Below are 19,716 nucleotides of genomic sequence, written 5' to 3'. Positions count from 1 at the left end.
ACTATCGTGCTTTTTGCGTGCTTATGAGTAGGATTTGAAATGGATACCAGCCTGTTACTCGCCTTGACCATGATTTTTATTGGGTCGTTTGTGCAAAGCTCTATTGGTTTTGGTTTAGCGATTATTACCGCCCCTATTCTATTTCAAATCTCACCTGACTATGTCCCCGCCCCTATTACCCTTACCGCCTTATTCTTATCTTTAGTGAATGCCTATAAGTTTAAAGCAAACATTTCGTTAGACGGGTTATGGATGGCGTTTATAGGACGAATTCCAGGTTCAATCGCCGGTGGTGCATTACTCTACTTTGTTGAACCAAAAGTCTTATCGTTATGGATTGGTGGGATTGTTATTCTTGCAGTGATCATTAGCTTGTTACCAATCCGTATTCAGCCTAACAGTACGCGCCTCGCCATTGCTGGTTTTTTTTCGGGCCTATTTGGTACCAGTTCAGGTATTGGCGGACCACCGATGGCGCTACTACTTCAGCACCAAGAAGCCAATTTGATCCGAGCTAACCTCTCCGCATTCTTTGTAGTCAGCAGTCTACTGTCTTTGATAGTTCAAGTGCCGGTTGGCCATATGAGCCTACATCACCTGTACTTATCACTGCCATTTATTCCCGCCTCTTATCTCGGTTATAAGTGCGCGATGGTTTACGTTGATAAAATCGATAAACAAACCATTCGTACCATTTCTTTAGTCATGTGCTCCCTTTCAGGCGCAGTCGCAATCTATTCAGCCCTTTGAACGTAAATACTCAGCATGAATCAATAAATTACGCGGCGTTGTCGGTTTATCACAAAATGTACCTACATTAACTTGATAACCAGCTTCCTCCATAAAACAGGCACGATCATAAACCAGCCACATCTCAAGTGGGCGGCGAAATAGCTGACGAACTAACTCCATACGTTCTACGCTGGCGAAGCGTTGCTCACCTTCTGCTTGCCAATGACTAAAATCGATATTACTTGGTAAAGTCACGCCTTTCTTTTCTGCAGCCCATATACAAAATGCCATAAAACCTTCATTCAATAATGCTTTTTGAATATTAGGTACAGGCAAATACGTATTACTACCTAATACATGACGCTGTAATGAATCAAATCCTAGCCGATAGCTCACTTCAACAAATCGTTGACGGCGTACCCGCTGTCCAGCTGTAACTGTTTCTTGTAGCGGCAAACGGAGATCATGTTTTGATAGTTCGATATCACTGCATTTAGCGATTTTCGATAACGCTTGGTAATACTTATCACGGATTAAGTGATAGCAGCACGGTGAAACGCTAACCGCGCGGCCTTGTTTATTAGCGACTCGCTGTAATAGCGATACATGTAAATCACCGCAAGCATGAAGCGCAACAGCATGCTGCTCTGCCTCAATATACTGTTCACTCTCACTCGAAAAAGCATCACCTTGAACAAATGAAATGGGTAAACCCAATTGCTTCACAGCAGCTGCACCATCAATACATAACTGCTCTTGCCACTCTAGGCTCACCACAGGGGTGTGATGCGACGTTGCTAACACTCGACCAAGATGGCCTTTACCTGCACACCATTCTAACCAAGGCAGATTATGCTGTGGCAGCACAGCATTGAAAGCGGTAATTTGCGTCCACTTCCGACCTGGAATACCGACATCAAGCCCTTTCGGCAGCGCTGTTGTGGTTCTAACCGTTAAAGGGTGGGTTTCTGACACAGAGATCAATTGATGCGCTTGTGGGATCCAAGGTACTAATGCGTTCGCCAAAGCGATGGGATCTTGTGTCAGAGCCTCTATTTGCTCATCATTAAGCGACATTAGCCATTGACATAACTCAGGGTGAGATTGCTGCCAAGCTAACTCTGTTTCAGCAAATGGCATAAATTGCCAGAATGTACGTGTATTTGATAGCGCCGTATCAAGCTGTTGAAGCAAAGAGGAGTAGCTAGGCATAAAGCAATTCTTTAGAGGAAAACACCGGGCGCATAGTCTACCTGAACCATGGAAATAAAAAAGGCTACGCACTATATAGTGAGTAGCCTCTGGCTCTTCAGACTCTGGAGTCTAACGTACCGGTAATTCCATGGTGGCAAACATGCTTTCGATTTCAGTATTCGTTTTCAGTGCCACCGCTTGATCAACGACATTACGCGTTAAATGGGGGGCAAAGCGCTCCACGAAATCGTACATGTAAGAACGAAGGAAAGTGCCTTTCTTGAAACCTATCTTGGTGGTACTCGCTTCAAAGATGTGGCTAGCATCAATAGCGACCAAATCAGTGTCCGTCACAGGATCCATCGCCATACTGGCAATCACACCAACACCAATACCTAATCGAACATATGTTTTTATTACATCAGCATCTGTTGCCGTAAAGACGATACGTGGTGTTAGACCAGAGCGATTAAACGCGCTATCTAGTTCAGAACGGCCTGTAAAACCAAATACATAAGTCACTAATGAGTATGCGGCCAAATCATGAATAGTGATATTGTCTTTTTGAGCTAGAGGGTGATCAGCTTTAACCACAATGGAGCGATTCCAGTGGTAGCACGGTAACATGATCATATCCTGATACAGATGAAGTGCTTCGGTAGCGATAGCAAAGTCGGTCGTTCCTTTCCCAACTGCATCGGCAATTTGCGACGGCGTCCCTTGGTGCATATGTAAAGACACTTTAGGGTAACGTGCGGTAAAGCCTTGAATAACTTGTGGTAACGCATAACGTGCTTGTGTATGCGTTGTAGCGATATTCAGCGTCCCCATTTCAGGATGGGTATGCTCACCCGCCACGGCTTTGATGCTCTCAACCCGAGATAAAATATCGCGTGAAATACGTACAATTTCTTCACCAGCCGTTGTCACCTTTGTAAGGTGCTTACCGCTGCGTTCAAATATTTGAATACCCAATTCATCTTCAAGCAAGCGAACCTGCTTACTGATACCGGGTTGTGAGGTATATAAATTTTCTGCTGTTGCTGACACATTCAAATTGTGATTCACAACTTCAACAATGTAGCGTAGTTGTTGTAATTTCATGGTACCGCCTAACCTATAGTCCGTTACATCTTATCAGTGCAACCATGCATTTCGTATTGTTATATATCGTTTCGTTACGTTTTCATAGCATTTCTTATAGCTTTTGGTAATTTGACATAGTGCTTTTTGTAAAAAATCATTAAGTCATTCATCCCAAAAATTTCATCCAATCGACCATTCATCTTCAGGCACAATAGATCAACTTCCAAAAAGCCTAAATTAGTTATATAAACCGCGCATTTTTAGGCTTCTCGCTATCACCATACTGCCACTTGGTGTATCTTATAGCCTTATGATAAATGCAACGGAAAACTGATTATCTTATGAGCTTACCTTTAGTAATAGGCTTGGTTTCCTTATTACTGATTTTGATCGTTGGGTATAACATCATCATTCAGTATCGCCAACGTGTTGAAAGTGCAAAACACCAAGAGCTTGCCAAGCATATTGCCATTATTGATGCGACCGAAGACTTAATCGGTAATGCTCATCATATGCCATATAGCAAAGAGCTACTGGTTTGTTTGAACCAACGGATTATGTACGCTTTGCAAAGTATGCATGAAGCCGATACTTCAGATAAATCACTCCCTTCACGTATCACTAATGTCACTCAGCAAATACAACATCTTCAACAAAACTACTCTAATGCTGATGTAGCACCATTCAAAACGCCAACGACAGATAAGCAAGCGTTAGGCATGCTGCAATTAGTGAAGCGCTTGAAGACAGTAGTGAAGAACGAACACAGCAAGGGCCGCTTTGCGACACAAGCTTTTGTAGCAGAAAATGCGCGTCTTGAAGGTATTCAGCTGCGTATTAATATTGAAAACGTAGTAAAACGCGCCAACGATGCACGCATGAAACGTCAATTGGGTACTGCGAAACAGCTACTGAAAAAAGGCATTGATGTGCTAGCGAGTAAAAACGATAACTACGCTAACCAAGCACGAGAAAAATTGCAGATGATGCTGAATGAGATTGATAACAGTCAATCAGCAACACAAGAGCAAGAGCGCCAAGACATGCTAAATAAAGATCAAGATGATCTCGACGTATTGTTCCAGCCAAAAAAGAAGTGGTAACCCTCTTCCTTACCCTTTTAAAAAGGTCGCTTAGCGGCCTTTTTTATTGCCACTAATTCACACTTTGCATCTTATTATTTCCTTCCGTCGCTATGATATGATGAAACCTCATATAGCAATCAGCCTCTTATAAAAGCTCATGATTTCAGAACTATTAGCGCCAATAAACCAGTTTCTTAAAGCCTCTACGCCAGACGAATGGATTAATGAAGCTCGCAAGCCAGAGAACCTTTCCGTTATTTTGCGTGACCACATGTTGTGCGAATTAAAAGCCGCGCAAAGTGCAATCTTTCTTATTCGTAAATATGCAGTCGATAAAGAAAGTGCACAACAGCTGGCGGAATGGGTGAAACCCTACGAGGCCTTAGCGTATAAAAAGACAGGGACGCTTGAGTCTCTTCGAGGTAAAAGCAACGCGTCAAAACAAATAACGCCACGCGCAGACTGTGCTTACAGCCAAGATTTGATTGATAAGATGGTATTGCTGATCAAAGAAGAGCTGCACCACTTCTATCAGGTGTTAGAGCTAATGGAAAAGAAAGGCGTTAGCTATGAACTGATCGATGCGGGTCGTTATGCTAAAGGGCTTATCAAGCACGTTACCAGTTACGAGCCTGATGCCCTGATCGACAAGCTGATTATTGGCGCCTTCATCGAGGCTCGCTCGTGTGAACGTTTTGCCAAACTTGCGCCGCACCTTGATAAAGACATTGAGAAGTTTTATATCTCTTTATTGCGATCGGAAGCGCGCCACTATCAAGACTATCTCACACTCGCAGAGCAAATTGCAGGCAAAGACATTTCAGAGCGCATCGCATACTTTGCCAGCATCGAAGCTGATCTCATCACATCAGCCGATACAGACTTCAAATTCCATAGTGGTACACCAGCCTAAGTTTCTAGTCTGAATTTTGGCCACAAAAAAACCGCCTCTCGGCGGTTTTTTTATCTAAAGTGACTGCTGATTACTCAGCGTCATCTTCTTTTTCTTTCTTCGGTTTTTTACGCTTGTCGGTAATTTCCCACTTACCGCCAATGTATAAACCAGTCCAGCCAGATGGCTTGCCATCTACTTCTGAACGCACGTAGTTTTCTTTGGTCTTTCGACTAAAGCGAACCACCGTCGGGCGACCATCAGGGTCTTCCGTTGGAGCATCCGTTAAGTAAGTAAACTTCGGTGACAAACGATCTTTAAAGCGAACCAGCTCTTCAACTAATGGCGCACGTGTTTCGCGCGATTTAGGGAAGGTACTTGCTGCCATAAAGAGACCAGATGCACCATCACGCAATACAAAGTAAGCATTTGAATCTTGCGTACACGGCAGTTCAGGTAAATGAACTGGATCTTCTTTCGGTGGAGCAATCTCACCGTTTTTAAGGATCTTACGCGTGTTCTTACAATCTTCGCTGGTACAACCCATGTACTTACCGAAACGGCCGTTCTTAAGCTCCATGTCTGAACCACACTTATCACACTCGATAACTGGGCCGTCATAGCCTTTAAGAACAAACTCACCTTTCTCTACGATGTAACCATCACAGCTTGGGTTATTACCACAAACATGTAATTTACGATCTTGGTCGATTAGGTAAGCATCCATTGCAGTGTCACATTTAGGACAACGCTTCTTCGCACGTAATGCCGCCGTTTCAACGTCTTCTTCAAGTACGTTAATAATGCCATCTTCGTCACCTAAGTTGATCGTTGTCTTACAACGCTCTTTAGGTGGCAGTGCATAGCCGGTACAACCCAGGAATACACCTGTTGATGCAGTACGAATACCCATAGGGCGTGAACACGTCGGACATTCAATATCGGTTTCTACGATATTGTTTGGCTTCATGCCACCTTCGCCTTCATCAAGCTCTGCTTTTTCAAGCTCTGCGGTGAAGTCACTGAAGAATTGATCAAGAACTTGTTTCCAGTTCTTTTCACCTTCTGCGATTTTATCTAAGTTACCTTCCATGCGAGCGGTAAAATCAAAGTCCATTAGATCAGCAAACGACTGGTCCAAACGGTCTGAGACGATTTCACCCATTTTCTCAGCAAAGAAACGGCGCATATCAACACGCACATAGCCACGATCTTGAATCGTAGAAATGATCGAAGCGTAAGTCGATGGACGGCCAATGCCGCGCTTCTCAAGCTCTTTAACCAATGCTGCTTCTGTAAAGCGTGCTGGCGGCTTGGTGAAGTGTTGCTTAGGCTCAAGTTCAGTTAGCGTTAATGTCTCGCCAACGTGAACCATAGGCAGTGTCGTATCTTCATTCTTACCAGACGGACGCTGTACGTGTGTCCAACCAGCAAAACGCATGGTGCGACCTTTCGCTTTCAGCGTGAAGTCTGCAGCCGATACTGTGATCGTACTTGAGTCGTACTTCGCAGGCATCATCTGACAAGCCACAAACTGACGCCAAATAAGGTCGTACAGTTTAACAGCGTCTTGATCCATGCCTTCTAGGTGTTCAGCTTGTACTTCAACACTTGAAGGACGAATAGCTTCGTGCGCTTCTTGAGCATTGCCTTTACTACCGTATACATTCGCATTCTCTGGTAGGTAATTATCACCGTACTCAGATGCAATGAACTCACGTGCAGACTCAACCGCTTCTTTCGAAAGGTTGGTGGAGTCAGTACGCATATACGTAATGTAACCCGCTTCATACAAACGTTGAGCAAGGCCCATTGTACGCTTAACGCCATAACCTAAACGTGTACTCGCCGCTTGTTGTAGCGTCGATGTAATGTAAGGTGCAGATGGTTTACTGCTTGTCGGGCGATCTTCACGATCTGCCACGGTATAAGTTGCGCTATCAAGCACAGACTTAGCAGCCATTGCATCCGTTTCGTTTTCAGGACGGAATGCTTTACCCGCCTGCTGCGTTACCATTAAGCGCAGTGCATCACTACCTACAGTTTGAGTATTCGCGTGAATATCCCAGAACTCTTCAGGTGTAAACGCTTTGATCTCACGTTCGCGCTCAACAATTAGCTTAACCGCTACTGATTGAACACGACCTGCTGACAAGCCACGAGCGACTTTTTTCCACAAAAGTGGAGAAACCATAAAGCCAACTACGCGATCAAGGAATCGACGCGCTTGCTGGGCATTTACACCATCAATGTTTAATTCACCCGGCTGTTCAAATGCCTGCTGAATTGCATTTTTGGTGATTTCGTTGAAAACCACTCGTTTGTAACGTGCATCATCGCCGCCGATGATCTCACGAAGGTGCCACGCAATAGCTTCCCCTTCGCGGTCCAAATCGGTTGCGAGATAGACGAAGTCAGCGTCTTTCGCGAGTTTTTGAAGTTCACTGACAACTTTTTCTTTGCCTGGAAGCACTTCGTACTGAGCCGCCCAATCGTTATATGGGTCAACACCCATTTTTCCGATGAGCGATTTACGATCTTTTTCTTTCTTGATACGTGCTTTTTCTTCTGGACTTAACCCTTTGGTTGAAGTCGCAGCGGCTTTCTTGCCGGTACTACGCGCACCCGTTGGCAAATCACGAACGTGACCAACGCTTGACTTTACAATGAAGTCCTTACCCAAGTACTTGTTAATCGTCTTGGCTTTGGCAGGGGACTCCACAATAACGAGAGATTTACCCATAATGACTCTATTACGTCCTCGTGCTCGTAAAAATTATAATAAAAACATAAGGTTGCACACCAAAAAACGTATTGAATCGCATGGCAACGTTATTACAATATTGGGCTACTATACAAGAAGGTCAACTGGTTTTTGATGAAAACGCGCTGATTGCTCGTCCCTTCCCCAGTTGTTACGCATAAGTTAAATGATATATCAAACCTAACTTCTTGCGATTTAATAATGCCTTTTCTTGCTGTGAGGTAGCTTTAAGGCGCTAATGATTACCACCTATCCCACGGTTTGACTATTTTTTACCAAAAAAATTTGCAACTGCTCACAGAAATACAGCCACTCATTTGGTTTTGCGCACAGCTTATAGCCTCACAAGAAAAAAAACACTAATAAACGAAGGGTTTGAGTTCTGTTTGCATAATTCATACACTAGCGAGGTTTTAAACATTCCATATAGAGCATTCACAATGAGCGACAAAACTTCTATTTCATCCAATGACCTATTAATGATTGCGAACCAAGAAATTCAAGATCACGATGGATTTCTCGATGGCATGCGTGCCACATCTGTTGAAGAAAAAGACGGCGTACTTGTCTTTAAAGGTGAGTACTTTCTTGACGACAATGGGTTACCTACCGCAAAAACAACTGCGGTTTTCAATATGTTTAAATACCTAGCCCACCAGCTGTCGCCAAAATTTACGCTAGAAAGCTAATCCAGCACAATTTATAGCCGCTCACGCACATATAGTGTTGTCCGCTTAAGGTCAAAGAAAAACCCGCCAACATTGCTGTGGCGGGTTATTTTCAAGCAGAATAAGCCATTACATTTCTATGGTCATACTCTCTTTATCATCATCGTTCGGACGTGATGAAGGCGGCGTTGAGCCACCTTTAGGATCGGGGCCAAATTGATTATCCCCTTCCGTACCTTTCAAAATACCTAACTCCACTAAAGCAAAGATAGGACCAATTAAAGGAAGGAAAGTCACCACAACCCACCAAGCACTTTTATTGCGATCATGCAGACGCTTAATATTAAGTGCCATTGATGCCCACATAACAAAGCCCAGCACCACCATAGCTAATATATCAGCCATAGGGTTAGTACCTGTATTCTCAGGTGAGCTATACATAAAAACAGGAATCGTGACGAATAATACTGGCAAACTATATAGCCAGTAATCACGTCGTCGCATACGCCCTTTAAATGAAAAAAGTGCCCATTTCTGGTTCATAATAAGCCCTATACGATTGGTCGCTGACCACGACTGATCCATTTAAGTAACAGGATATCTGCGGCTTCACCTGTTGCACCCGCTAACTTTTCGGCCAGCTTTTTACGGCGAACATATCGAATATTCAACACTTCACGCTCTTTGCACGCCTTAGTAATATAGTCATCACTAGTGCCAATTTCATCAACTAAGCCAAGATCATGTGCTTGTCGACCAAACCAGTGCTCACCTGTCGCCACTTTCTCAAGATCTAACTCAGGGCGATGTACCGCAATGAAATCTTTGAATAATCCGTGCGTTTCTTCGATTTCATCTTGGAATTTATCGCGGGCTTTATCCGTGTTTTCACCGAACATTGTTAGCGTACGTTTAAACTCGCCTGCAGTAATTTGTTCAAACTCAATATCGTTCTTTTTCAAGATCTTATTGAAGTTAGGGAGTTGGGCAATAACGCCGATAGAACCCACAATAGCAAACGGAGCAGAAATGATTTTATCGGCAACACACGCCATCATGTAACCACCACTTGCTGCAACTTTATCCACTGAGATTGTCAGTTTAATGCCCGCGGCTTTTAGACGATCAAGCTGCGATGAAGCCAAGCCATAGCCATGAACCATGCCACCGCCAGTTTCTAGGCGAAGCAATACTTCATCACCTTCAATCGCTACCGCTAAAATAGCCGTGATTTCTTCACGTAGTGATGTCACTTCTTTCGCATCAATGCTGCCGTGGAAATCTAAAACAAACAACCGAGGATCGCGAGCATGGGATAGCTCTCCCTCTTTTGCCGCTTTTTTTACTTCTTCCTGGCGTACTTTGTCTTTCGCTTTTTCTTCTTTTTTCTCAACTTTTTCTTTTGCTTTTAGTAGGGCTTTATCATAAAGGTGCCCTTCGAGTTGGTGCACAGTATGTTTATATTGCTCAGTTAAATCTGTAACTTCTAATTCACCTTTTGGTGAACCATGGCGACCGTTTAAACCTTTAGCGACAATAAGAATACCGACAATCGCTATAACAACTGTGGCGATTTTGGCTAGAAATAAGCCGTAATCAAACAAAAAATCCAATGTTGAGTCCTCATTTTATGAACTTAACCCCATTGTAACCTGCTGAGGCTATGGCAATGCAATGAAAAAGAGACTATTTTACATTTTCGTTAAATCGACGTGCTATCAGCATATTATTTCAAGCATCTAGCGTGAACTGATGCTTATCTCAACGATTTATCACGACTATAAGCAAGCGAATATTCAATAAGGAAGTAATACGTGGAATATCAAATTGCAGCTGACTCTCTAAAAAATCGCGTTATTTTGGTTACCGGTGCAGGTGATGGTATCGGCCGTCAGGCCGCTCTTAGTTATGCAGCTCATGGCGCGACCGTTATTTTGCTAGGACGCACTGTCGCTAAGTTAGAAGCTGTTTACGATGAGATTGAAACCCTCGGCTACCCACAGCCAGCCATCATCCCGCTCGACTTAAAAGGTGCAACTAAACAGAACTACATTGATATGGTTGAAACCATCAGTGATCAGTTCGGTCGCCTTGATGGTGTACTACACAATGCAGGCTTATTGGGCGTACTCAGCCCGTTTGATCAACTGGATGAAGGTAGTTTTGACGATGTAATGCAAGTCAATGTCAAAGCACAAATGCTACTGACTCAAGCCGTACTGCCACTATTAAAGCAAGCTGATGATGCGCGCCTTGTATTCACCACCTCAACAGTGGGTCATGTTGGCCGTGCATTCTGGGGAAGTTATGCGATTTCTAAGTTTGCCACTGAAGGCATGATGCAAGTATTAGCCGATGAACTCAGCAATACCCATGTTCGAGTGAATGCGATTAACCCCGGTGGTACGCGTACTGGTATGCGTGCACAGGCTTTTCCTGCTGAAGATTCGTCGCTGCTAAAAACGCCGTTAGATATTATGCCGCTGTACTTGTTCTTGATGGCACCAGAAAGTAAAGACGTTAACGGTCAGTGCATTGACGCACAGCCAAAACACTAGTTTAAACAGCAAGTCCAAACAGCTATTACCAAAATATAGATACAAAAAAAGCAGCTATTGAGCTGCTTTTTTATTAACCATAAGAATTACTTGCGAGTACGAGGCTTCGCAGGTTTGTTCTTCAACGGGTTACGACGGCTTGTTGCATTACCAGACGGCTTACGCTTGCCTGAAGATGCATTATTTCCGCCCTTGCCCTTGCTACCACGCGCATTGCCACTTTCCTCTGTACCTTTATTACGGGTAGAGGTTGGAGTACGGCGTTCTTTGCTACCACGTCCACGGCGGCCTGAAGATTCTTCAGTTGCACGCTCTTCATGACGACGAACAGCACGACGGATCTGACGAACACCACGCTTACGTTTTTGGCCTTCAACAGTCAGCATTGTTTCGCTTTCATGTTCAAGTTCAACCATTTCACGCAGGTAGTTAACTTCCGTCAGCTCTAACTCCATCCAACCGCCACGAGGCAAGTCTTTGGTTAGGTAGATATCACCGTAACGAACACGCTTAAGACGGCTAACAGTTACACCTTGTGAATCCCATAAACGACGAACCTCACGGTTACGACCTTCAGTGATCACTACGTAGAAAGTATGGTTCATACCTTCGCCGCCAGCGTAAACAACGTCTTCGAAACGCGCCATACCATCTTCTAGCTTAACGCCACGAACAAGGTTGCGAACCATATCTTCAGTCACTTCACCGAACACACGTACCATGTATTCACGTGGAACCGTACGACTCGGGTGCATCAAGCGGTTTGCTAATTCACCATCGGTGGTGAATAGAAGAAGACCACTGGTGTTCGCATCAAGGCGACCAACCGATACCCAACGACCTTCCGTTAGGCGTGGTAGACGATCAAATACAGTGCGACGACCTTCAGGGTCGTGGCGAGTACATAGCTCACCTTCAGGCTTGTTGTAAGCCAAGACGCGACATACTTCATCACTGGTAGCAACCAGATCAACTTTATGACCATCAACGCGCACAAGCACACTTAGATCGTCAAGGCGGTCACCAAGCTTGGCAACAACGCCATCAATACTTACACGACCAGCTTGAATCTTTAATTCGATTTCTCGACGAGAGCCCTGACCCGAACGTGCCAGTACTTTCTGTAATTTTTCACTCATTAGACAAACCTTTGTCGCCTTCACAGGCGTCGAAATACTCATCCCTGATACCGGGTGGTACCAAGCAGCGGCGAATTATGCCAAAAGCACCATGAAGTTACTACTTAAATCACACTTTCATGTTCAACCGCTGCTCGCATTTAATTTACTCAAATGGTGCAGGATCACCTGAGCCAACACGCACTATTTGCGCATCACCATCACTAAAATCAATCACTGTGGTTGGCTGCTCACCTAAGTAGCCGCCATTAATGATTAAATCGACAGCATGCTCTAACTTGTCGCGAATATCTTCCGGATCTGATTCTGCAATATCGCTATTTGGCAAAATTAAGGTGGTCGACATCATCGGCTCACCCAGCTCTTCTAGCAAAGCTAAAGCGATCGCATTATCTGGTACACGAATACCGATCGTTTTACGTTTCGGATTCATTAGGCGACGCGGCACTTCTTTGGTCCCTTTAAAAATAAAGGTGTAAGCGCCCGGCGTGTTGCTACGCAGTAAACGATATGCCACGTTATCAACACGGGCATATAAAGAAAGCTCAGATAGATCACGGCATAACAAAGTGAAGTTATGCTTATCGTTTAAGCGACGGATCTGACAAATACGCTCAAGTGCTGCTTTATTTTCAAGCTGGCAGCCAAGGGCATAACCAGAATCCGTTGGGTAAACAATGACGCCGCCATCACGGATAATCGCAACAGATTGTTTTACAAGACGAGCTTGTGGTGTTTCGGGATGCATGTAAAAAAATTGGCTCATGGTTCCTCCCAAAAGGCATAACAAGATGTAATTACTCGGTTACGTCTTCTGAATCATCTCGCTTCTTTTCGACATTCCAATCGTGCCACACTTCGGTTACCCCTTTAGGTAACCACAAGTTACGACCAAGTTCAGTCCATGGCGACGGATAATGGAAATCGGAGCCTTGAGAAGCAAGTAATTGATAATCAATGGCATAATCACCGAGATTACGGCGTTCATGCTGTCCTTGTTGCGGCTGTGCCACTTCCATAGCATCGCCTTTTGCTTCCACGAAAGTGGTTAATAATCGCTTAAGCCATTTTGTTGTCATTTTGTAGCGACCAGGGTGCGCTAACACCGCTTGTCCACCCGCAGCGTGAATGGCCGCCACAGCTTCTGCTATTGAGCACCAACTTGGTGGAACATAACCTGGGTTTCCTCGGGTCATAAATTTTTTGAACACCGCTTGCATGGTTTTGGCATAGCCTTCCGCCACAATCCACTGGGCAAAATGCGCACGTGTCAGTGTCGCATCACCTGCTAAGGCTTTGGCACCAGCCAATGCGCCCGGCATGCGATTCTTTTCAAGTCGGTCACCAATTTGCTCTGCACGTTCCGCGCGACGTGTTATTTGCTCAGCAATCAGAGTCGTAATTGCTGGGTGTTCAGGATCAATATTTAACCCCACAATGTGAATATCAAAATTTTGCCAAAGTGTCGATATTTCAATGCCTTTGATGAGAGTTAAAGGCAGATTTAGTTCATCAATTGTTTGTTGAGCTTCCACCAACCCTGACACAGTATCGTGATCGGTAATAGCAAGTGCATCAACACGGTTTAGCACTGCTCGCTCAACTAACTCTTTTGGTGATAAACGGCCATCAGATGCCGTCGTGTGGCTATGTAAATCAAATAACATAAATTTTATTCTTGACTCTATATCTGTAAACTAGTTTACTAGTACGCAGTTACCCGAAATCATAAATCGACTACAGGACGATCCCATGGTACAGCATATTCATCATCAACTCTGCGCTTTATTCTCTTGGTGGTGGCACTCCCAATCTTGGGCGGTGTAATTCCCTGTACCTAACGGACAGCATACACATCAGCCCGCCTCTCGCGGGCTTTTTTCGGCCTATTTTTTCTCAAAGCACTTTATTACCACCATATTTCAGCCCAATGTCTATCGATGTTGATGCTAACAAGGACACTATTATGATTATTGTACTAAAACCAGCAGCTACCGAGTCTCAAGCAAAAGAAATCTTGCAACGTATCGAAGACGCAGGGCTCAAGCCACTTTACATGCCAGGCGTTGAACGCATTGTACTCGGCGCTCTTGGTGACGAACGTGTTCTCCAAAAGCTGAACCTAGACGCGTACCCATGCGTTGAGACAGTTAAACCTATTCTCACGAAGTACAAAATGGTTAGCCGCGAAGTACAGGCGCACGATACTGTTGTTCGTTTTGGTAATGCCGCTATCGGTGGCGATAAATTTGCAGTCATCGCGGGTCCTTGCTCGGTTGAATCAGAAGAACAACTACTTTCAGTGGCTGAAGTGGTTAAACAACACGGTGCTGTCGCCCTTCGTGGTGGTGCATACAAACCTCGTACCAGCCCTTACGATTTTCAAGGCATGGGTGTTGAAGGCTTAAAACTACTTAAACTTGCGAATGAACAACTCAATATCCCAACCGTATCTGAAGTCATGGACGTGAGTCAGGTTGATACAATGTGTGAATATGTAGACTGCCTACAGATTGGCGCCCGTAATATGCAAAATTACGCATTATTAAAAGCGGTGGGCGAAAGTCAAAAACCAGTCTTGCTCAAACGCGGACTTTCAGCCACTATCGAGGAGCTGCTTCTAGCTGCTGAATACATTTATGATGCAGGAAATCCGAATATTATCCTGTGTGAACGTGGTATTCGTACCTACGAAACAGCAACGCGCAATACATTGGATTTAAACGCGGTAGCGTATTTAAAACAACGCACTCATTTACCCGTAGTGGTTGACCCGAGTCATGGCACAGGCGTTCGTGAGCTGGTTATTCCACTATCACGTGCAGCTGCTGCAGTTGGCGCTGACGGTATTATTGTTGAATCACATCTTAAACCATGTGAGGCCCTATCAGACGGGCACCAAGCACTAACAGGTCCAATGTTTGAGCAACTTATGCAAGAACTCAAACCATTTGTAGAAGCGGCAGGGAGAACGCTGTGAACACAACCCAACGCACCATTGGCGAGCTGGAAGTGCTTAGCCTTGATGTACCCTATGTAGCGGAGCCAACTGAGCTGTATTACACAGTTTGCGGTGATCGACCACATAACCTATTACTGGAGTCGGCCGAAGTCGACTCTAAGCAAGACCTTAAAAGCTTAATGTTAATCGACGCCGCCGTACGCATTGTTTGCCGTGGCACCGAGGTGCAATTAGAAGCCCTTACAGATAATGGCTTGAATGTATTACAAACTATCGAGCATAACATTCCCGACACAGTGGGCCATCAGCGTACGAGCAATAGCCTTACGTTGACATTTCCAACCGCAGAACGCGCGCTTGATGAGGATAGTCGCTTACGCCAAGCATCCTCATTTGATGCACTGCGTATGGTGCAACATGCATTCGATACTTCCGGTCACCCACAGGAAGCCTTGTTCCTTGGCGGACTCTTTGCCTACGACCTTGTAGCCGGCTTTGAGCCTTTGGCGGAAGTCGAGCAAGATAACAAATGTCCAGATTACTTATTCTATATCGCTGAGACATTGCTGGTTATCGATCACCAGCGCCGCAAAGGTAAGCTGCAAGCCACACTGTTTGGTGGCGATCAATATACCAATAGCTACTTCGAACTAAGCCGTCGCTTACAGCAAATCAAAGAAGCGTGTTTAGCTCCTGCTACCGTTCCACCAGCAATTCAATTGACGCAATGCGAACCTGAAGTGAGTGTTAGTGACGCTGATTTTTGCCAAACCGTTGCCGATTTAAAACAATACGTCATTGGTGGAGATGTATTTCAAGTGGTGCCATCTCGTCAATTTACCTTACCGTGTCCATCACCACTGGTGGCTTATAAAGAATTAAAAATTGGCAACCCAAGCCCTTACATGTTTTTCATGCAAGATGCCGATTTCACCCTCTTTGGTGCTTCACCAGAAAGTGCGCTGAAATACGCAACCGAAACCAATCAAGTCGAAATTTACCCAATCGCAGGTACACGCCAGCGTGGCAAAAATACCGATGGTTCGATTAATCTCGATTTAGATGGCCGTATCGAATTAGAACTACGCTGCGACATGAAAGAAAACGCAGAGCATATGATGCTAGTTGATCTCGCGCGTAATGATGTGGCGCGGATCAGTGAAGCAGGCACCCGCTATGTCGCCGATTTACTGAAAGTTGACCGTTATAGTCATGTAATGCACTTGGTTTCGCGGGTGGTTGGTCAACTACGAAGCGACCTTGATGCCCTTCACGCTTACCAAGCCTGCATGAACATGGGCACCCTGACAGGGGCGCCAAAAATTCGCGCAATGCAATTAATTCGTGATGTCGAAAAGCGTCGTCGCGGTAGTTATGGCGGTGCGGTGGGTTACATCACAGGTCATGGCGACATGGACACTTGTATTGTTATCCGTTCAGCTTACGTTGAAGACGGTATTGCTAGCGTACAAGCAGGGGCTGGCGTGGTGTATGACTCAGTACCGCAAGCAGAAGCAGATGAAACCCGCGGTAAGGCACAAGCTGTTATCAGTGCTATTCGCAAAGCTCACACTCAAGGATAAGGAAAAGATGATGACTAAAGCCCATATTGTCCTACTCGATAATTTCGACTCTTTTACTTATAACCTTGTTGATCAATTTCGCTCACTTGGCCATCCCGTTACCGTTTATCGCAACAGCCTAACGGTTGAGCAAATGTCGCAGGCAATCAATGAAAAAACCAACCCTGTACTGGTTTTGTCTCCAGGCCCTGGAGCGCCCGCCGATGCAGGCTGCATGCCTGAGCTGATTGTCCACCTAAAAGGTAAAGTCCCTATGATAGGGATATGTCTTGGTCATCAAGCGATTGTAGAAGCGTATGGCGGTAAAGTGGAAGGTGCTGGCGACATTGTCCATGGGAAAGCCGCCATGATGCGCCACAACCAGCATCCTGTTTTTGGCGAGCTGCCTAATCCATTATCGATTGCACGTTATCATTCCTTGGTTGCAACTCAAGTTCCTGATAGTTTAAAGGTTGTTGCTGATGTTAATGGCTTAGTTATGGCTGTTACACAAGATGAAGATAAAGTATGTGGTTTTCAGTTCCACCCAGAATCCATCTTAACGACACAAGGTGCACAACTTCTGATTAACACGCTCGATTGGGTAACGACCCCCTTTGTACCCTCGCCTTCACAACAAGCGGTTAAACAAGACGTAGAATAATAAGGACTATCATCATGGATGCTGTGATTTACGACATTGCAAATAAACTTTATGCCCAACAACCACTAAGCCAGCAAGAAAGCCATACACTTTTTGATGCCATCATCAAAGGTGAAGTAGAGCCAATTTTGCTATCGGCCGTATTAACCGCACTCAAAATTAAAGGCGAAACACCAGCAGAAATCGCAGGTGCAGCCAGCGCACTCGTAGCCAACGCCAATGCATTCCCAAGTCCAGACTACGACTTTGGCGATATTGTCGGTACTGGTGGTGACGGTGCAAATACCATCAATATTTCTACCACCGCTGCTTTCGTTGCTGCTGCGTGTGGCATAAAAGTCGCAAAACATGGTAACCGTGGTGTCTCCAGTAAATCTGGCTCATCAGACCTATTGGATAAATTCGGTATTAACTTAGCGATGAAACCAGAAACTGCTCGCCAAGCATTGGATGATTTAGGTGTTTGTTTCTTATTTGCACCTGAGTACCACGGCGGGGTTCGTCACGCGATGCCTGTACGCCAGACGCTCAAAACACGCACTATCTTTAATCTTTTAGGTCCGCTGATTAACCCTGCTCGACCAAATATCGAATTAATGGGTGTGTACGATAAAGCGCTTGTTCGTCCCATCGCAGAAACAATGGCAACCATGGGCATGAAGCGCGCAGCCGTTGTCCACGGTAGTGGCTTAGATGAAGTGGCTATCCATGGCGAAACGACAGTGGCAGAAATCATTAATGGTGAAATCACTGAATACACACTCACCCCTGCTGATTTCGGCTTAGATGTTCACCCGTTAGAAGCAATCAAAGGCGGCGAACCAGAAGAAAATCGCGCCATTATTACCAATATTCTGACAGGAAAAGGGACAGATGCACAACAAGGTGCTGTAGCTGTCAATGTCGCCCTTCTGATGCGCTTATTTGGTCATGAAGATTTAAAAACGAATACTCAAAAAGCCATTGGTGTTATGCAATCTGGCTCTGCATTCGCGCTTGTTGAACAACTAGCTGCACGAGGTTAATCATGGAAACTGTTCTAGCAAAAATTGTTGCTGATAAACGTATTTGGGTAGAAGCACGCAAAGCCGAGCAACCACTGGAAAGCTTTATTGATACGCTTTCCCACAGTGACCGCAGCTTCTACGACGCATTGGCAAAGAAAGAGCCCGCATTCATTTTGGAATGTAAAAAGGCCTCCCCTTCAAAAGGGCTTATTCGTGATGACTTCGACTTAGATTACATTGCTCAAGTTTACAAAAATCATGCGAGCGCAATCTCGGTACTTACTGATGAAAAATATTTTCAAGGCAACTTTGATTTTGTTCCACAAGTTCGAGCCCAAGTTACTCAACCTGTTTTGTGTAAAGATTTCATGATCGACCCTTATCAGGTCTACCTTGCTCGTCACTACCAAGCCGATGCAATTTTGCTGATGCTGTCGGTGCTGTCTGATGACGAATACCGCACGCTGGCGAATGTAGCTGAAACCCTAAAGCTAGGTGTGTTAACCGAAGTCAGTAACGAAGCCGAACTTGAACGTGCAATCGCGCTTAAAGCCAAAGTGGTGGGTATCAACAACCGCAACTTACGCGACCTAAGCATTGATTTAGACCGTACCAAACAACTGGCACCCCGTTTAAGTGAAGATACCATTGTTATTTCTGAGTCTGGTATTTATACCAACCAGCAGATCCGTGATCTTTCTGCCTATGCCAATGGCTTTTTGATCGGCAGTTCATTGATGTCGGAAGACAATTTAGAGCTTGCTGTTCGTCGAGTGCTCATAGGTGAAAATAAAGTCTGTGGGCTAACACACGCCAATGATGCAGCCGCGGCCTACCAAAGTGGTGCTGTTTATGGTGGTTTAATTTTCGTCTCAGCGTCACCTCGCCACGTTGATGTAGAACAAGCCCGCATGATAATGAGCGGCGCACCACTGAAGTATGTCGGTGTATTCCAAAATGCAGATCCAGAACAAGTGTTTAAGGCGGCACATGCATTAGCACTTTCCGCCGTACAACTACATGGTGAGGAATCACCTGAATATGTACAACATTTAAAGGCAGAACTGCCTGCTGAGTGTGAGATATGGAAAGCGCATGGCATTACCGACACCCTGCCTGAGTTTGCACGATGGCAAGTCGATAAACACCTTCTCGATAGCAAAGTCGGCCAACAAACAGGCGGCACAGGTAAAGCCTTCGATTGGTCAATTATATCAGAGGCTGATAAAGCCAATATTCTTCTTGCTGGCGGCCTATCACCAGATAATGTCAGTGCAGCGACCAAGCTAGGTTGCCGCGGCCTTGACCTGAACTCTGGCGTTGAAAGTGCACCAGGAAAAAAAGACAAAACAAAATTGGATGCGGCATTTGCGGCAATCAAAAGCATTAAGGACAATAAATAA

Annotated in this window: 18 protein-coding genes; 10 read left to right on the top strand and 8 right to left on the bottom strand. The window is 44.9% G+C overall.

What is annotated here, in order from left to right; genetic code table 11:
* Nucleotides 1-39 precede the first annotated feature (39 nt).
* The gene (locus OCU87_RS05935; RefSeq protein WP_261857993.1) at nucleotides 40-750 is read left to right on the top strand and encodes a sulfite exporter TauE/SafE family protein; all 711 of its coding nucleotides are present in this window, start codon (nucleotides 40-42) and stop codon (nucleotides 748-750) included.
* Here OCU87_RS05935 and OCU87_RS05930 read toward each other — a convergent pair.
* Both OCU87_RS05930 and cysB read right to left on the bottom strand, forming a co-directional pair.
* Nucleotides 739-1,944, bottom strand: coding sequence for an SAM-dependent methyltransferase (locus OCU87_RS05930; protein ID WP_261857992.1), 1,206 nt, complete (start codon nucleotides 1,942-1,944; stop codon nucleotides 739-741). The two genes, OCU87_RS05935 and OCU87_RS05930, sit on opposite strands and share 12 nt — an antisense overlap.
* A 111-nt stretch (nucleotides 1,945-2,055) precedes the next feature.
* Complete coding sequence (gene cysB, locus OCU87_RS05925; protein ID WP_062688605.1) at nucleotides 2,056-3,030, bottom strand: HTH-type transcriptional regulator CysB; 975 nt, start codon at nucleotides 3,028-3,030, stop codon at nucleotides 2,056-2,058.
* A gap of 323 nt (nucleotides 3,031-3,353) precedes the next feature.
* Between cysB and OCU87_RS05920 the strand changes: the two genes are divergently transcribed.
* On the top strand, nucleotides 3,354-4,115 hold the full coding sequence (locus OCU87_RS05920; RefSeq protein WP_062688603.1) for a hypothetical protein: 762 nt from the start codon (nucleotides 3,354-3,356) through the stop codon (nucleotides 4,113-4,115).
* 139 nt (nucleotides 4,116-4,254) lie between these two features.
* Nucleotides 4,255-5,010, top strand: a complete 756-nt coding sequence (miaE, locus tag OCU87_RS05915) for a tRNA isopentenyl-2-thiomethyl-A-37 hydroxylase MiaE (RefSeq protein WP_261857991.1) — start codon at nucleotides 4,255-4,257, stop codon at nucleotides 5,008-5,010.
* Nucleotides 5,011-5,080: 70 nt separating this feature from the next.
* Here the strand turns inward: miaE and topA are convergent, their stop codons facing one another.
* On the bottom strand, nucleotides 5,081-7,732 hold the full coding sequence (gene topA / locus OCU87_RS05910) for a type I DNA topoisomerase (RefSeq protein ID WP_062688600.1): 2,652 nt from the start codon (nucleotides 7,730-7,732) through the stop codon (nucleotides 5,081-5,083).
* A gap of 461 nt (nucleotides 7,733-8,193) precedes the next feature.
* Between topA and OCU87_RS05905 the strand changes: the two genes are divergently transcribed.
* Nucleotides 8,194-8,442: a YciN family protein gene (locus OCU87_RS05905; protein WP_062688599.1), complete on the top strand. Its 249-nt coding sequence runs from the start codon at nucleotides 8,194-8,196 to the stop codon at nucleotides 8,440-8,442.
* Between the two features lie 108 nt (nucleotides 8,443-8,550).
* Here OCU87_RS05905 and OCU87_RS05900 read toward each other — a convergent pair whose 3' ends face one another.
* Both OCU87_RS05900 and sohB read right to left on the bottom strand, forming a co-directional pair.
* Nucleotides 8,551-8,964 (bottom strand): DUF805 domain-containing protein, encoded by a 414-nt coding sequence (locus tag OCU87_RS05900; RefSeq protein ID WP_094955789.1) that lies wholly within the window; start codon nucleotides 8,962-8,964, stop codon nucleotides 8,551-8,553.
* Nucleotides 8,965-8,972: 8 nt separating this feature from the next.
* Complete coding sequence (gene sohB / locus OCU87_RS05895) at nucleotides 8,973-10,034, bottom strand: protease SohB (protein WP_261857990.1); 1,062 nt, start codon at nucleotides 10,032-10,034, stop codon at nucleotides 8,973-8,975.
* A gap of 201 nt (nucleotides 10,035-10,235) precedes the next feature.
* Here sohB and OCU87_RS05890 point away from each other — a divergent pair, with 201 nt between their 5' ends.
* Complete coding sequence (locus tag OCU87_RS05890; protein ID WP_062688595.1) at nucleotides 10,236-10,979, top strand: YciK family oxidoreductase; 744 nt, start codon at nucleotides 10,236-10,238, stop codon at nucleotides 10,977-10,979.
* A gap of 86 nt (nucleotides 10,980-11,065) precedes the next feature.
* On the opposite strand, the gene rluB is transcribed toward OCU87_RS05890, so the two are convergent.
* The 3 genes from rluB to rnm all read right to left on the bottom strand — a co-directional run bounded on the left by rluB (nucleotide 11,066) and on the right by rnm (nucleotide 13,785).
* Nucleotides 11,066-12,118: a 23S rRNA pseudouridine(2605) synthase RluB gene (rluB, locus tag OCU87_RS05885; RefSeq protein ID WP_062688593.1), complete on the bottom strand. Its 1,053-nt coding sequence runs from the start codon at nucleotides 12,116-12,118 to the stop codon at nucleotides 11,066-11,068.
* 145 nt (nucleotides 12,119-12,263) lie between these two features.
* Nucleotides 12,264-12,884 carry an L-threonylcarbamoyladenylate synthase gene (locus tag OCU87_RS05880; RefSeq protein WP_094955787.1) on the bottom strand — a complete coding sequence of 207 codons (621 nt, stop codon included), beginning with the start codon at nucleotides 12,882-12,884 and terminating at the stop codon, nucleotides 12,264-12,266.
* 31 nt (nucleotides 12,885-12,915) lie between these two features.
* Nucleotides 12,916-13,785, bottom strand: a complete 870-nt coding sequence (gene rnm, locus OCU87_RS05875; RefSeq protein ID WP_094955786.1) for an RNase RNM — start codon at nucleotides 13,783-13,785, stop codon at nucleotides 12,916-12,918.
* 299 nt (nucleotides 13,786-14,084) lie between these two features.
* Between rnm and OCU87_RS05870 the strand changes: the two genes are divergently transcribed.
* From OCU87_RS05870 to trpCF, 5 genes are read left to right on the top strand one after another with little or no spacing between them, the layout of a single operon-like run.
* Nucleotides 14,085-15,098, top strand: a complete 1,014-nt coding sequence (locus OCU87_RS05870; RefSeq protein ID WP_261857989.1) for a bifunctional 3-deoxy-7-phosphoheptulonate synthase/chorismate mutase — start codon at nucleotides 14,085-14,087, stop codon at nucleotides 15,096-15,098.
* Nucleotides 15,095-16,663, top strand: coding sequence for an anthranilate synthase component 1 (locus tag OCU87_RS05865; RefSeq protein ID WP_261857988.1), 1,569 nt, complete (start codon nucleotides 15,095-15,097; stop codon nucleotides 16,661-16,663). Before OCU87_RS05870 ends, OCU87_RS05865 begins: the two co-directional genes overlap by 4 nt.
* Before the next feature lie 10 nt (nucleotides 16,664-16,673).
* On the top strand, nucleotides 16,674-17,306 hold the full coding sequence (locus OCU87_RS05860) for an aminodeoxychorismate/anthranilate synthase component II (RefSeq protein ID WP_062688589.1): 633 nt from the start codon (nucleotides 16,674-16,676) through the stop codon (nucleotides 17,304-17,306).
* Nucleotides 17,307-17,320: 14 nt separating this feature from the next.
* A complete protein-coding gene (gene trpD, locus OCU87_RS05855) occupies nucleotides 17,321-18,331 on the top strand; it encodes an anthranilate phosphoribosyltransferase (protein ID WP_062688587.1) in 1,011 nt (336 codons plus the stop codon).
* Nucleotides 18,332-18,333: 2 nt separating this feature from the next.
* Nucleotides 18,334-19,716, top strand: coding sequence for a bifunctional indole-3-glycerol-phosphate synthase TrpC/phosphoribosylanthranilate isomerase TrpF (gene trpCF / locus OCU87_RS05850; protein WP_261857987.1), 1,383 nt, complete (start codon nucleotides 18,334-18,336; stop codon nucleotides 19,714-19,716).

The organism is Photobacterium sanguinicancri (assembly GCF_024346675.1).
GTDB classification, from domain to species: domain Bacteria; phylum Pseudomonadota; class Gammaproteobacteria; order Enterobacterales; family Vibrionaceae; genus Photobacterium; species Photobacterium sanguinicancri.
This window is presented reverse-complemented; position numbering and strand designations above follow the sequence as displayed.